The organism is Bacteroides sp. AM37-9 (genome assembly GCF_003603455.1).
Lineage (GTDB): Bacteria > Bacteroidota > Bacteroidia > Bacteroidales > Bacteroidaceae > Bacteroides > Bacteroides xylanisolvens.
Map to the genome: position 1 here is coordinate 1,194 of NZ_QTNF01000033.1, position 13,889 is coordinate 15,082.

Annotated in this window: 15 protein-coding genes and 1 pseudogene; 13 read left to right on the top strand and 3 right to left on the bottom strand. The window is 36.0% G+C overall.

The window, feature by feature from the left end:
• The 8 genes from DW862_RS26450 to DW862_RS19610 form a co-directional block, all read left to right on the top strand.
• Positions 1-262: tyrosine-type recombinase/integrase (locus DW862_RS26450; protein ID WP_243636515.1), on the top strand; the 262-nt coding region annotated here is incomplete at its 5' end.
• A 605-nt stretch (positions 263-867) separates the two neighbouring features.
• On the top strand, positions 868-1,221 hold the full coding sequence (locus DW862_RS19585; RefSeq protein WP_005679027.1) for a hypothetical protein: 354 nt from the start codon (positions 868-870) through the stop codon (positions 1,219-1,221).
• 89 nt (positions 1,222-1,310) lie between these two features.
• A complete protein-coding gene (locus DW862_RS19590; RefSeq protein ID WP_070782710.1) occupies positions 1,311-1,655 on the top strand; it encodes a hypothetical protein in 345 nt (114 codons plus the stop codon).
• A 21-nt stretch (positions 1,656-1,676) separates the two neighbouring features.
• Complete coding sequence (locus DW862_RS19595) at positions 1,677-2,747, top strand: penicillin-binding transpeptidase domain-containing protein (RefSeq protein ID WP_165861950.1); 1,071 nt, start codon at positions 1,677-1,679, stop codon at positions 2,745-2,747.
• A 175-nt stretch (positions 2,748-2,922) separates the two neighbouring features.
• A complete protein-coding gene (locus DW862_RS19600) occupies positions 2,923-5,403 on the top strand; it encodes a transglycosylase SLT domain-containing protein (RefSeq protein ID WP_165861951.1) in 2,481 nt (826 codons plus the stop codon).
• Complete coding sequence (locus DW862_RS26030) at positions 5,396-5,557, top strand: hypothetical protein (RefSeq protein WP_165861577.1); 162 nt, start codon at positions 5,396-5,398, stop codon at positions 5,555-5,557. Before DW862_RS19600 ends, DW862_RS26030 begins: the two co-directional genes overlap by 8 nt.
• Positions 5,558-5,559: 2 nt before the next feature.
• A complete protein-coding gene (locus tag DW862_RS26035) occupies positions 5,560-5,724 on the top strand; it encodes a hypothetical protein (protein ID WP_153880839.1) in 165 nt (54 codons plus the stop codon).
• A gap of 24 nt (positions 5,725-5,748) precedes the next feature.
• Complete coding sequence (locus DW862_RS19610; protein WP_117809441.1) at positions 5,749-6,009, top strand: hypothetical protein; 261 nt, start codon at positions 5,749-5,751, stop codon at positions 6,007-6,009.
• On the opposite strand, the gene DW862_RS19615 is transcribed toward DW862_RS19610, so the two are convergent.
• Positions 6,006-6,251, bottom strand: coding sequence for an HNH endonuclease signature motif containing protein (locus DW862_RS19615; RefSeq protein ID WP_117809442.1), 246 nt, complete (start codon positions 6,249-6,251; stop codon positions 6,006-6,008). The genes DW862_RS19610 and DW862_RS19615 overlap by 4 nt on opposite strands.
• A gap of 153 nt (positions 6,252-6,404) precedes the next feature.
• Between DW862_RS19615 and DW862_RS19620 the strand changes: the two genes are divergently transcribed.
• The 3 genes from DW862_RS19620 (at position 6,405) to DW862_RS19635 (ending at position 8,025) form a co-directional block, all read left to right on the top strand.
• Positions 6,405-6,596, top strand: a complete 192-nt coding sequence (locus DW862_RS19620; RefSeq protein WP_120070060.1) for a hypothetical protein — start codon at positions 6,405-6,407, stop codon at positions 6,594-6,596.
• Positions 6,597-7,153: 557 nt separating this feature from the next.
• Positions 7,154-7,432: a hypothetical protein gene (locus tag DW862_RS19630; RefSeq protein WP_117809445.1), complete on the top strand. Its 279-nt coding sequence runs from the start codon at positions 7,154-7,156 to the stop codon at positions 7,430-7,432.
• A gap of 335 nt (positions 7,433-7,767) precedes the next feature.
• Positions 7,768-8,025 carry a hypothetical protein gene (locus DW862_RS19635; protein WP_004296555.1) on the top strand — a complete coding sequence of 86 codons (258 nt, stop codon included), beginning with the start codon at positions 7,768-7,770 and terminating at the stop codon, positions 8,023-8,025.
• A gap of 94 nt (positions 8,026-8,119) precedes the next feature.
• Here the strand turns inward: DW862_RS19635 and DW862_RS19640 are convergent, their stop codons facing one another.
• Entirely contained in the window at positions 8,120-9,958 is a 1,839-nt protein-coding gene (locus tag DW862_RS19640) for a recombinase family protein (RefSeq protein WP_117809446.1), read from the bottom strand.
• A 138-nt stretch (positions 9,959-10,096) separates the two neighbouring features.
• Between DW862_RS19640 and DW862_RS19645 the strand changes: the two are divergent.
• Positions 10,097-10,717, top strand: a pseudogene (locus DW862_RS19645) (ATP-binding protein); the annotation flags it as partial.
• A 124-nt stretch (positions 10,718-10,841) separates the two neighbouring features.
• Positions 10,842-12,368: a HAMP domain-containing sensor histidine kinase gene (locus tag DW862_RS19650; protein WP_008016141.1), complete on the top strand. Its 1,527-nt coding sequence runs from the start codon at positions 10,842-10,844 to the stop codon at positions 12,366-12,368.
• A gap of 515 nt (positions 12,369-12,883) precedes the next feature.
• Here the strand turns inward: DW862_RS19650 and DW862_RS19655 are convergent.
• Positions 12,884-13,870, bottom strand: a complete 987-nt coding sequence (locus DW862_RS19655) for a DUF4973 domain-containing protein (RefSeq protein WP_004317133.1) — start codon at positions 13,868-13,870, stop codon at positions 12,884-12,886.
• Positions 13,871-13,889: the final 19 nt, after the last annotated feature.

Here is a 13,889-nt window from a genome sequence, read left to right on the forward strand (position 1 = left end):
GACAGTGTACACAGTTCAGAGAATCAATGTCATGTTGAAGGAGATTAAGAAGAAGTACAGGTTACATATAGGCAATTTCAGTTGCCATTCTCTTAGGAAGACCTTTGGCAGACAGGTTTACAACATGAATAATGATAATTCAGAGCTTGCACTTGTCAAGCTAATGGAGCTATTCAATCATTCCAGTGTATCAATTACTAAGAGATACTTGGGATTAAGGCAAGAGGAATTATTAAATACTTATGACTGTCTTAGCTTCTGATAATTGAGATTTGAGACAGAATGAATCGGAGTTTACTTATTTATGCTCTGAATAGTTCTGTCTCAATTTATGGATATTCAGAGTAGAAATAGCTTTCAACTCTCATTTTAACAGATACATTTAATTGCAAAATAAAATACCTTTCATTATCTTTGTACCAATTCCAAGAACTTAGAGAGTTAAGTTGTTGGAAGGACATATTAACGAAAGGTGTTATTGAAATTATCTTCTTGTAACAAATCTCGCAAATTTGAAACGCTGTGAAGATGATAGCAATAGCACCCGCACTTTGGATATATACTTACCTTACGTTTGTAAAGTTTCTATATGCCGCTTGGTGTGGGTTGCTATTGTTTTATCCACAGCAAAGGCAATGCGAGAGCCCGTTACAAGGATAAAGCAAATAGTGTTCCCACACCTTTCTATATGTAATAGCCAACTATAGGGAACAGGTTGGCATAAATACAGGTATATAAGAAACAGACAGTCTATTTTACTACTCAACAGTTCTTTATTAAAGAAGTGTGCAACTCTATGTTGTGTTCCTCACACTATAATTAATAACTAAAAGCCTGTTAAGGAACAAAAGGGCATCTATTAATGATATGAAGAAAGTAATTCTATTGTATGTGATGATTCTAATTTCAAGTATCATATATGCAGATGAGATTAGAAATGTAAATGGAGAAGCTAGAGGTTTTAGTAATACCAGTGTAATTATTAAGATTAAAGTACAAGATAATGGTAAAATTACCGCCATAGCTCTGTATGATGATTATGCTATACTCAATAAAGACAAATGGATGAGTATATATGTACCTATGCGTAAGATTGAAGACGACATAGCTAATCCCAATATTCCTAAGGAAACAAAGAATTATCTGTTAAAGGACTATCCTAAGAAGAAATATTACGGCAATACTAAAATCAATAATAAGCCTGTGACAATTATATTCTAATCATAAATATCGCAGTTATTTATTGACAATTATTATTTAATATCCCAAAGGGGTTAACTATATATTAATCAGCTAAGGAGGAATTTACAATGAAGAGACCAAATGTAAACATATTGTACATCTGTGTAATATTTGCACTAATTACATTATTCAGTTGTAAAGGAAAGGGTGGTACTTATAGGGACGGTGTATTCTATCCAAATGATGAGAAACTGGCAGGTAGTAAGAAAGTTACGAAACCGGATGGACATGAATATATAATGTTTTACAATAGAGATGGGACACCACAAAGCGGAGAAGGAATGCATCATCCTACCTGTAAGAAGTGTAAACAACTAGAGAAAGAAGGGTACTATGAACATCAATTTATACTAAAAGACGGAAAGAATATTCATGACCCTAATTGCTCTGTATGTAAAGAATGGAACAACTAATACAGAAACTACTCTAAGGTAATGAAGAACGAATTTATAGCGTTAATAATATTGTTCTTATTAGTTTCCTGCCAATCTAGGCAACAAGTTACAGAGAATATCTCCACAATAGATAGTATATTACAAGTAAATGTAACTTCTCTACTGGAGAATAAACTATCTGAACTCGATGCTTTATCTGGGCAGGTTATAGTAATGGAAGTTCAATCAGGGCAAATAAAAGCTCTGGTTGGACTTACTAAGAAAGACAGTACGAACTACCAATCATGTGAGAACTTCTCTGTATGGCAGTCTACTGGTCTGATGCACCCAATATCGCTATTGGCAGCTTTAGAAACTGGTAAGGTGAAGTTGAGTGATAAGGTTGATACTGGAAATGGTATCTACCAAATTCATGGCAGAGAGCTTAAAGACCATAATTGGCATAGAGGGGGATATGGTGAGCTTACAGTACAGGAAGGATTGGCAGCTAGTTCCAATATTGCTATTTATAAGACTATGGAGAAAGCATTTGCTAATAATCCCCAAGCATACTTTAATTTATTAGCTAATATGAGCTATGGTAAGCCAGATAGTATCACAGGAATAGCCAATCTAAAGCCTGCACACATTGTAACTCCTAAAGATAACAATTGGGCTAAGAGTGATTTTGCATGGTCAAGTATTGGATATAATCAACAAATATCGCCAATCCAAATACTAACCTTCTATAATGCTATTGCTAACAATGGGAAGATGATACAGCCTCAACTATATAAGGATAGTGTAGTAGTTATTAATCCCCAAATAGCAAGTAGGGCTAGTATTGATAGTTTGAAGAAAGCTCTAGTATTTAATATTACTGACGGATTATGTCAACCTGCCAAGTCTGATAAGGTAGTAGTTGCAGGTATGCAGGGAACTAGTTCATTATCTACTAATGAGGATAGTACTAAGGATATGTATGCGGTAGAGTTCTGTGGTTACTTTCCTACTGATAATCCCAAGTATAGTATCATTGTATCTATTAATAAGGCTGGATTACCTGCAAGTGGTGAACTAATGGCAGGTGATGTATTTAAGAAGATAGTTGGATTACTATTTCCTTATTGAATCATACTCATGCTGTTAATATAATATTCAACCTTTCTTAGTCATATATCTATATATAATACCCCTATGCCGGAAAGGTTGAATATTTATAAATGGCAAACGAGACATGCGCAAGAAGTTCATCAAATCAAGTCGCCCAACCTATAAGAAGCGAATCAAGAAAGCTCAACAAGGAATGAAGTTCGTAAGTTATAATCCAGTAAGTAATCCTACAATAGATTACACTGATATTACTAATCCTATTAATCCATTTAGTGAGTATAATTATAATACAACTTACGATAAACCAGAGGCTTTAGTAGTCCCTGTTAAGGATGAAGCTCCAGTTGAAGAAGTAATTAATAAACCAGAATCTTCAATAGTTACTTCAGCAGTCAGCAAACCAATAGCTAGTAAAGTTACATATACTCCTAAATCCTATAAAGGATTAGCTGCCTTTAATAAGGCTTATGATGAAGTAGAAGCTAGTAATCCAGAAGCTAAGAAGTATAGGCAATTCCTTACTAAAATGGCAGAGCAGGAATCTGGATTTAATAGTGCAATTCAGAATAGAGCAGGAGCACCTGCCTACGGTTACTTCCAATTCATGCAGGATGATAAGAAGTATAACAACATTAGACAGTATGCAGGTACGGATATAGAGACATTTAGAAACAATCCTAAGCTACAAATAGAAGCTGCAATTAGACTTGCCAAATCATTCGAGAAGGGATTCAGTAAAGAGGATTTGGAACTTGCTAATAAGAATGGATATTCTACTTGGGGATTATTAGGTGGGGCTTGGTTAGCAGGTAATGGTGGTGTACGTAAGTTCTTAAGAGGACAAGGTAATCCTTCTGATAGACATTGGAGTAAAGAAGGTAAAGGTACTGATGTAGCTACTAGGATTAAGGCATTTAATTTTAAGGAAGGTGGTATAGTTAAATATCAAGAACCTGCACAACCTATTAATAGACGTGATGCAATTAGAGACTATAGACCTAATATTCCGAATAGAATTAGAAGGGCTACCCCTGCTGAACATATTCAGTCCATGATAAACATATATGGGCAATCCGAACAGCCTATAGTAACCTCTGATGCTAAAAGTCCTTGGCAGCATCAACAAGCACATGAAGCAGCTAGTAAAGGATATGATGATTATATGCAAGCAAAGAAGTATGAAGAAGGTTTGCATAATTTAAATGGAATCCTTACCTTTACAGACTATGCTACACTAGCAACAGGATTAGGTAGTTTACTTAGTAAAGGTGCATCTATGGCAGGTAAACAGGTTGGTAAACAAATGGCTAAACGTGCAGTTGGTAAGGAGTTTAAAAGGCAATCTAAGCATTTAGCTACTCCTAATAATATGCTACCTAACAACGTAGGTTGGGGACCTAGGCAATCCATACATGTAGTACATGATAAGAATAGTGCTGGATTCCCAAAATTATACTTCCCAGAGAGATGGGATGCAGTTAATGAAGGCGCTCCTGAAGTTGGTATATGGTATCAAGGTAAATTTGGCAATCCAAGAACAGCAGCTAATCACTCTATACCAGGTAAGGCAGAGAAAGCAGCTAAGGCTAGAGAGAGATTTGCCAAGAGACCTTACAGAGTAGAAGGTGATTTAGAGTTAGAGAGACCAATAGTTACTGTAGGTGACGTACCTAACAGAGCAGCATTAGAACGAGCAGCTGATAAGATGAGTGCTGACGGGGTAATCTTTAATAATGTATATGATAATGGATATTCTAATAACCAAGTAATCTTTAGTCTTAGAGATGATTTGAAGAATGGTAGAGTGTTTAAGAAAGGAGCTAAGCCATTAGAGAAGAGCCAGTTCATTGATACAGGAACTTCTATGAATGGTGATTTAGACATTAATAAGAACATACAGAATTTCGTAGAGTATCTACTAAATCCTGAAACGCAACAGAGAATCGCTAGTATAGATGCAGAACTAGGGACTAAGTATGGCGAAGCAGCTAAGAGATTTGTCGATAGATATAACAATGGAAACTTAACTGTACTTCCCAGAAATAAGAGAGATGTAGGTTTGGATAATGATATAATAAAGTTCTCTAGGTCTGTCCCTAGTGAGGAAATACTAACTACTAAAGACTTCGATAGAATTGCCTTTGAGATACTTAGGGACGATTTTGCTCATGTACCGGGTCATGAAGCTAAGCATGGAATAGAAACTGTGCAAGCAGCATTATTAAAAGATATGACTCCAACTGAGTATCATCAGTACGCTAAGACTGGAGGACCTAGGCTACAAGCTCTAATGAAGGACAATATAGTATCAGAAGATGAGTTTGTTAAACGGATAATGAAAGAACATCCAGAGTATAACGAAGTAAGTGTTAGAAATAAATATAAATATCTAACTATCCCTTCAGAGTTTAACTCCCAACTACATCCCTTAATAGAGTTTGAACAAAGAGCAGGTAAGTCTGGAGTTCCCAACTTCAAGAGTGTTGATGAGATTGATAGACTTATTAATAATAATCCTTATGTGGGGACTAGTGAGAATAATGGACTTAGAAATCTTAGACTTCTATTTAATTATATAATTAAGGATAAGAATGAATTTATGAGAAGATTTAATAAGTATGGATTTGGGGTAGTTCCTGCAACTACTGTTATTAACAATTATGATAATGAGTAACACATTTGTACCATGGTGGGGTGATAAAGAGGTAGTTACTGAATATGTAGCTCCTGGAATTAGATATATAAGAGATGCCAAGACAGGTGAGCTTTTGGCATTTATAGAGGGAGAGGAAGATGATGATATGCTAGATGAACAGGCAGATGAATAACTATGAATATGATAACAGCAGAATATTGGATGGAAGGAATCAATAAAGTGCTTGATAGATATGGACTATCAAGAGAGGAGTTTTGGAAAGACCCCGAAGCATTCATTAATAATTTGGAAGATAAGGATGCAAAGCTTACATTGGAGTTCTACATGCAAATAGTATAACTAATAATAATTAAATGAATTAATATGACTAATGAACAATTAAATCAATACTATAGTAAGGATGCAGATAAGAAGCAGTGTTGGGTAAGTAAAGACCATAACTGTCCATTAAAGGAACAATGTAATGGACTTGTTAAGCCAGAATGTAAAGAACATATAGACAATGAAGAAGCCTGCCATGTTGTTGATAAGATGATAGAATGGTATTACCAAGTGGAAGAACCTGAATTTCTAAAGTTCTATAATTGTCACTTAGAGATGTTAGAGAGACATGGAAGGAATTAGTTATTCCTTCCTCTGTTAGCAGGGATATTTAATGGACGTAAATTATTAAGCTTATTAGTACCACCTTCAGAAATTGGTTTAATATGGTCTACTTCCCAACCCCAAGGATGTTCAGCTTTACCATAAGCATCACGATGTATATATTCACCACTGGCATCTTTGCGAAGTCCGTCCTGTACTAAAGTGGCTTTACTGAATATTATATCCAGTTCTTCTTCTGTCCATTTAGGTCTTACTTCCATAATCTTAGATATTAGAATTAATAACTGCAAATATAGCAATAATTATTAATATTCCAAGACATCCTAAGAGAGTATGGAACGCATTGACAGGTAAGTATTTTGTTTATCCATTAATAGGAACTACATTAATAGGAGGAATAAATTATTATAGAAATGAGTAATAGTGAATATAGTAAACTATTTGATGAACTTTATGCTAAATTTGAAGCAGGAGAGATTACAGCAGAGGAAGTATGTGCAGAGATGTGGAAGGTTGATAGGGTTGTACACTCAGGTCCTCCTCTGCGTAACTTAACAGAGAAGTTAGATGATATGCTAGACGAGCAACCTAGTAACAATACTTAACATATTGCCATTTGTTTAATCAGTTGATAATGAGTAACTTCACAAGAAGTCGAGCTGTATTCTTGTTCTATTAGATTTAATCATTAAGATATATTCTTTGATGTTAAAGTTTATCGTTTAGGTGGCTTATTAGGTACTCGACATAAATGATAACCACGGACTTTAAATACTTTCAAAGCCTGATGATTCTTATAACTGTCATTACACTCCTTACAGATAGGAGTAAGACACTCGGTATAAATAAGTCTACCTTCTGCATTTAGTCGTCCGTATTCAGCAAGTACATGCCCACCAACAGCAGGGTTGTCATTAGTAAATGACTTCTTACAGCAAGGGCATATAGTAATGAATCTTGTAAATATATTGGTTTTATAACAGTAGGCTATCCACGACTCGTAACCATATTTACACGCTTCATCATCAGCAACAGCTTGTAAACATGTTATCTCCTTCAAAATACCTGTAACCAATAGAACACCCATAACTAGCAACTTTTATGAAATTCTACTACAAAGATAAGAATTAAACTAATATCTCGTAACTATAAATAAACTAATATGAATAATAATCAATCAGAGAATAAAGAACCAGACTTCTTCACTCCTAATGCTCCAATTAAATACGTAATGGCAGGAGGAAGAGGAGTAATGATAGGTTGCGGAATTATAACAGCCTTATATGTCATAGGCGTAATTATAGGGCTGTGTTTGGGATATGGTTGGAGTAGCCTTCTTCTGCCTTTCCTGCCATTCATCATAATTGGATTTATTGGCTACATTTGGGAGATGTTTAAGAAGTTCTATAATCTGGGATATGATAAGAAACGTAGGATATAAAGTCTCTGTATGCCTATATATCCTACCCTACCTTCCGCTAGTAAATTCCTATGTACTTGACCCTACTAGTAGGGAATAGTAATATTATTACCTAGCCATTCAAATAACTTGTTTAGATAATACTTGATAGGCTAGATACAATATTACGTATAAATCAATTATTATATAAGAATTAATTATCATACAAGAAATCCTTATTATTCCTTTGAGGTTATTAAATTTCATACTACATTTGCAACGCATTTCCAGATAATAGTTAATTTACTAGCTTATAATCTGAATATCCAGTAAGGTTTGCTGGTAATAAATGTATTATTAACTTAATAATTAAAACTATGTCAAATTTGGAAAATGCAAATGTAAAGAGTGCTGAAGAACGTAAACGTGCAGAAATGCATAGAACTTATGGAATGTGGTATAAAGAGGGAGCAACAGCTTCCGACCTTGTTTCTTGGTGTGATGCAAGAATAGCAGTTTACAGTGAATGGATTAAGAACTGTACAGAACTGAAACATTCAAGTCAAGCACAGTTATTGAGTGGCATGTCTAAAGAAGCTTTAGAAGCAGCTTTAGCTGCATTAAACGCCCAATAGCATCTTTCGTGAGGTTGTGTCAAGACATTGGCACAACCTCATTTTCAATTTAATCAACCACATTTACTAGTTAATAATTATATTCAGTGAAATATTACATCTTGTAAGTATAATCTATTTCCCAACCATTCTGCATACATATCTTTATCAGTTCATTAAAGGTTACTGTTAAATCTACATCTTCTGTTTCAGTCACCAATGTGGCATTAGAGATAACAAAGTACTCTCCGGCATCATAAGCATCAAGCTTATTCTTTCCATTTTGGAATGTGGCATAATTACCGCTAATATAATAGGCTACCTTATTATTCCTCTGATTACCGTCATATAGGACATTATAAATTCCATTTATAGTATATACTTCCAATAGAACTATACCATTCTTCATTATCCTATTAGTAGCTGGTGATACATAGGTTGTAATCCTATAAGGATATATCTTGTCTACTAGTTCCATTACTAAGTTCCTCATTTTAATAGGGTCTGATTCTGCCTTCTCAATGGCATCCTTTGGCAAGGTAGGTTGGTTGAAGAACGTCCTCATATTCTCCAATCTTAACTTCTCTACATTTAAAGCTTCTATCTTATCCTTGCACTCCGCTCTCTCATTCTCACACTTAGTTAGGGTTTTATAGTACTTATCTTTAGCTATATCCATTACAGAATCCGGAGCATCCATATAAGCACTATAAGCTCTTTCTATCAATCTATCCATGTTAGATATATGAGATGTAAAGTTGGCTATATTCATTTCCAAATTGGTTATTTTATCGGTAAGTTCCACCACCCTAGCTACTCTATCCTCATCATTCAAATTGGCAAATCCTATTAACTCCTGTTTAACTAAGCCCCAAATAATAGCTTCTAATTTCTCATTACTAATTGTAATGCGACTACTACAATCTGTAGCATTATTGATACCCGACATACATGACCACCTAATAGCTACCTTCCCATTCATCAATCTATATTTATCCCCCTTATCTCCACCACGTTTCTGTGGAGTTAATGAGTGTTCACAGATAGGACATTTAAGAAGTTTACTCAATATATAAGTAGCCTGTTTTGGATAAGGAGTTCTAGCAGTTCTATTTGTAGCTCTCTTAGTGGTGGCTTTATCGAACATAGCCCTAGTTATGATAGTAGGTATCTCGACTTCAAACTCATCTACATCTTCTGTATCTGGGTCAGTAAGAGATACAACCTTTATACCAGTACAATAAGGTTCAAAGGTTAAAATATGCTCTATAGTCCCTATGCTGAATTTCTTATTAAATTGTTCACCATACTTGGCAGTAATAGCCAAAGCTGTAGATTTCAGTGTTGCACCGTCTTTAACATATTCTTCAAATACATCTACCACAACTTTAGCGGCATCATCATTTATCACCCAACTATTCTTCTTACCCTTATCTCTACCACCATATCTTTTATAACCAAAGAAGGGCTGTCCTATACTCATTTGATTGTTATCCAGTTCATCACGTCTACCAGATGCTATTTGTGTTTTCATACTCTTTATGTATTTCCAAGCAGCATCAAAGGCAGCACCTATAATAGTTTCAGCATCTCTAACTTTCTTGCCAGTTACAGGGTCTATAGTCCAAGTATCAATATCCCTAAAATACACAGGAATATCCATGTTGATAAGCTGTCTAACATATAACCGACCCGACATAGGGTCACGACTCATTCGGCTAACTTCCGACACTAAAACGACATCAAATTCCTTATTAATAGCAGCATCTTTTAGACGTTGAATAGACTGCCTATCTCTCTTACTTGCATCATCTTTACCAGTGATATGCTCACCAAATATCATATTATCACTTGACGTATAACCAAACTTCTTAGCCAGTCTAGTTAGGTCATTTACCTGTCGCTCATAGTCTTGCTTCTTAGTTGAGCACCTAATCAAAAATGCAGCTCTCATATCTGTTACATTTAATATTATTGCAATCAAGACTATTAGCTAACTATCTATAATGCAATATAATAGCACAGATAATAGTCTTTACCTCTCGCAAAGATAAGAAAGTTTCTACAATGGTGCAAGTATTTTAAGAATAGCGAATTGCCGGAATTCAACCGAGGAGTGCTGGAAGTGTTGCGTCAACCATTGGAAGACCGCCAGATCAGTATTTCCCGCATCAAAAGTACTATCAGCTATCCGGCCAATCTGATGCTGATTGCATCCATGAACCCATGCCCCTGTGGATATTACAACCATCCGACAAAAGCATGCGTATGCAGCCCCGGACAGGTTCAAAAGTACTTGAATAAGATATCCGGTCCATTATTAGATCGCATCGACATTCAGATAGAGATTGTACCTGTACCCTTTGATAAGATTTCCGATCAAAGACAGGGAGAATCGAGCAATATCATCAGGCAACGAGTGATAAAAGCCCGTCAAATGCAAGAAAAACGATACACCGAATATACCGGAATTTATTGCAATGCACAAATGAACAGCAAACTGCTTGCAATGTATGCTCAACCGGATGCCAAAGGGCTCGCATTACTGAAAAATGCTATGGAACGGCTCAATCTGTCTGCCCGAGCCTATGACCGGATTTTAAAAGTTGCCCGTACAATCGCCGATTTGGAAGGAGCAGAACAAATACTCCCCAATCATTTGGCAGAGGCTATCAGTTATCGGAATCTCGACAGAGAGAACTGGGCAGGATAATAACAATGAATACAAACAGAAGAGAATTATTTCATCATCAGCACTATCTTTTTTCATATATTTGTTTTACATTTGTAACAAATAAATAAATTCTAATATGAGAAAATCGATAATAGCTATTTTAATGACATTTTGTTTGAGTATAATGACTTATGCTCAAACTCCCCGTGACAGAGCCACAGAATTAAAAGAACAAGCACAAAGTAGCCTCAATCAAAAAGATTACATCAAAGCACGTTACTTATTCAAAAAGGCATACGAAGCATTTGCAACCCGCGAAAACTATCCACAGGCAATAGAATGTGGTGTTCAGGCCAACGCTTTATACGTCAGAGAGAACTTTTACAAAGAAGGATTCGAACTTTGTCGTGACATGGACCAACTTATATGGGCCGGAGAGCAAAATCAAAAGAAAGTCTTTTATGACCTCCGCTTCCTCGTGAACAAGGAGCGGTTGCAGATGTACACGGCACTTAAAAATCCAGCTCAGGCAAAAACACAGCTGAATAAACTGGAGGAAACTGCTAACCTTGCCAAGAATGACTCACTGACAGAGGTTTTACTGTACACAAAAGCCAACTATTACTATACATTTAACCAAAACACACAAGGTGATGCCTGTTTCCGCAAACTAATTAATCAATACAAGGAAAAGAAAGACTACGCCAAAGTGAGTGATTGCTACAAAAAACTTATCGGAATTGCCCGTAAAGCCAATAACGCCCCTTTAATGGAACGCACCTATGAAAGTTACATCGTTTGGACAGACTCCGTGAAAGCGCTGACAGCTCAAGACGAACTGAATGTACTGAAAAGGAAATATGACGAAAGCCAACTGACTATACAAGAAAAAGACGACACGCTATCAGCCAAACAATACATCATTATAGGCCTGTGTGTTCTTGTAGTCATCCTCGTAGCCGGACTGGCAATACTGGCCGCTATATTACTGAAATTTATCGCCGGCAACCGCAAATTAAAGAAAAGTGTGAAGATTGCCAATGAACATAATGAATTAAAAACCAAATTCATACAGAACATATCTTCACAGATGGAGCCGACTTTGAATACGTTAGCTACTTCTGCGAATGAACTTTTACAGAAAGCCCCTCAAGAAGCGAGCCAAATGCAGAGCCAGGTCGCTGCTCTAAAGAAATTCAGCGATGATATCCAGGAGCTGTCTTCATTAGAGAATTCATTAACCGAACTCTATGAATTGGGTGAAATCAACGTAGGTACTTTCTGCGAAAATGTAATGGACAAGGTTAAGGAGCATATAAAAATAGATGTTACTCCTTCAGTTAATGCTCCCAAACTTCAGGTAAAGACAAACAAAGAGCAACTGGAACGTATCCTTCTCTATTTACTGAAAAATGCAGCCTTCTACACCGAACAAGGACGTATCAGCCTTGAGTTCAAGAAACGTGGTGCACACACTCATCAGTTTATCGTGACGGATACGGGAATCGGTATTCCGGCAGAGCAACAGGAAAATATCTTCAAGCCTTTCACGGAAGTGAAAGACCTCACTACAGGAGATGGGCTAGGATTACCAATCTGCTCACTTATCGCCGCAAAAATGAATGGTAGCCTGACGCTAGATACCAGTTATACCAAAGGAACCCGTTTCATACTGGAACTTCACGTCTAAATTTTGCATAAAACGAATAACTTGTATCATTAGATTACTTTCTAATTTGTTTATTATAGTTACCTTTAGCAAAGAGTATTCCAAACGCAAACTTGAAAACATACAAAAATATGAACAATTTCCCATATAAACGGATATCACGTTTTAAATAAACCTTTGAGTAGTTTATTAAGAACAGTATTTGAGTTTATTAAAAACTTTGCAATCGGATTTCCGAGTTCTCAACTCTATCTATTACAACAAAAAGGCTACAAATTTCATGAAATTTGTAGCCTTTTTGCCTATAGTCGATACACCATTTCTGATACTAATCAGGAAATAAAAAGCATTTGTCAAGAACCTATTGTTTTTTTGCTGAAAAAATAAAGAGAAAACTAACTTATATATAATAAGATAGCCTTCTCTCTATTTATAAACTGACTTTCCGCTTTATTCTACAGAATATCATCTCACGATATTTTGTATCAATAAATATCAGACAATAAGATCTTACTCTTGCGGCATATTTCCCATTTTTACCACTGAATAGCTTGGTCTGTATCAGGAATCAAGCTATTAACTTTTCGTTCCATCAACATACTACCTTCAGCACGACAAGGTACAACGATATCTTTATCTTCATACGTTGTCACATCATCATACGTATATGACATATAAATCGTCGTGAAATGATGTTCCAAATAAGGAGTTACTTCATCTAAAGACATGCTAGTCGTATAAGTAGGCGCATCTCCTATAAGTCGGAAGTTCATGGCATTAGTCGGATCGGCAGGTTCAGCTGTCAGTGTCCCATTTTCGTTAAAAGTCAACACAATCTTATATTTATCTCTATCCTTCAATTCTTCACTAATGACTCCGGCATAGAAGAAGCATTGATTCTCACTCACTACATGCAAGGTACGTGTACTTGAAACCATAGCACTCGTATTATCCATCATATATACAAACATATTGGTGGCTCCATAAGATCCTGAATAATCATTAAACGGCATCACACGGAGAAGTGCTTTACGATAATTCTTGCGTGGATTCGGATCATACAAGTCACTATCCAAAATCGTCAATGGAAGTACCCATTTATCAACAAGATCCAGTCCGTTAAATTTGAATTTAATATCAAACAAACCTTGACATTCCCCAGCCGGAATATGACAAGTAGGAGAGGCAAACTCATAGTGTTTCTTATCCAGTAATTGAAAATACAAGTCTTCACGTTGTTTCCAGCGAGCTTCATTCAAACCAATCAATGTATCCGGATCCACATCAATAGCAACATCCAGATCTCTTTCATTCATAGTAGAGCCACCTACAATCACCGGTAGCCGATAAGTCACTTCACCGTTCGCTTGATAACGCAAATATACATCAGTCACTCCCTTACTATTGACAGGGGCTTTCAATCCGACATTTTGCACATACACTTCTTCCACCCATTCATTGTTACATGCACCAGTCAGAACAAGCGTTAATAACAATATAAAATATACGATATAATTTTTCATATTTTTCCATTTAATAAGG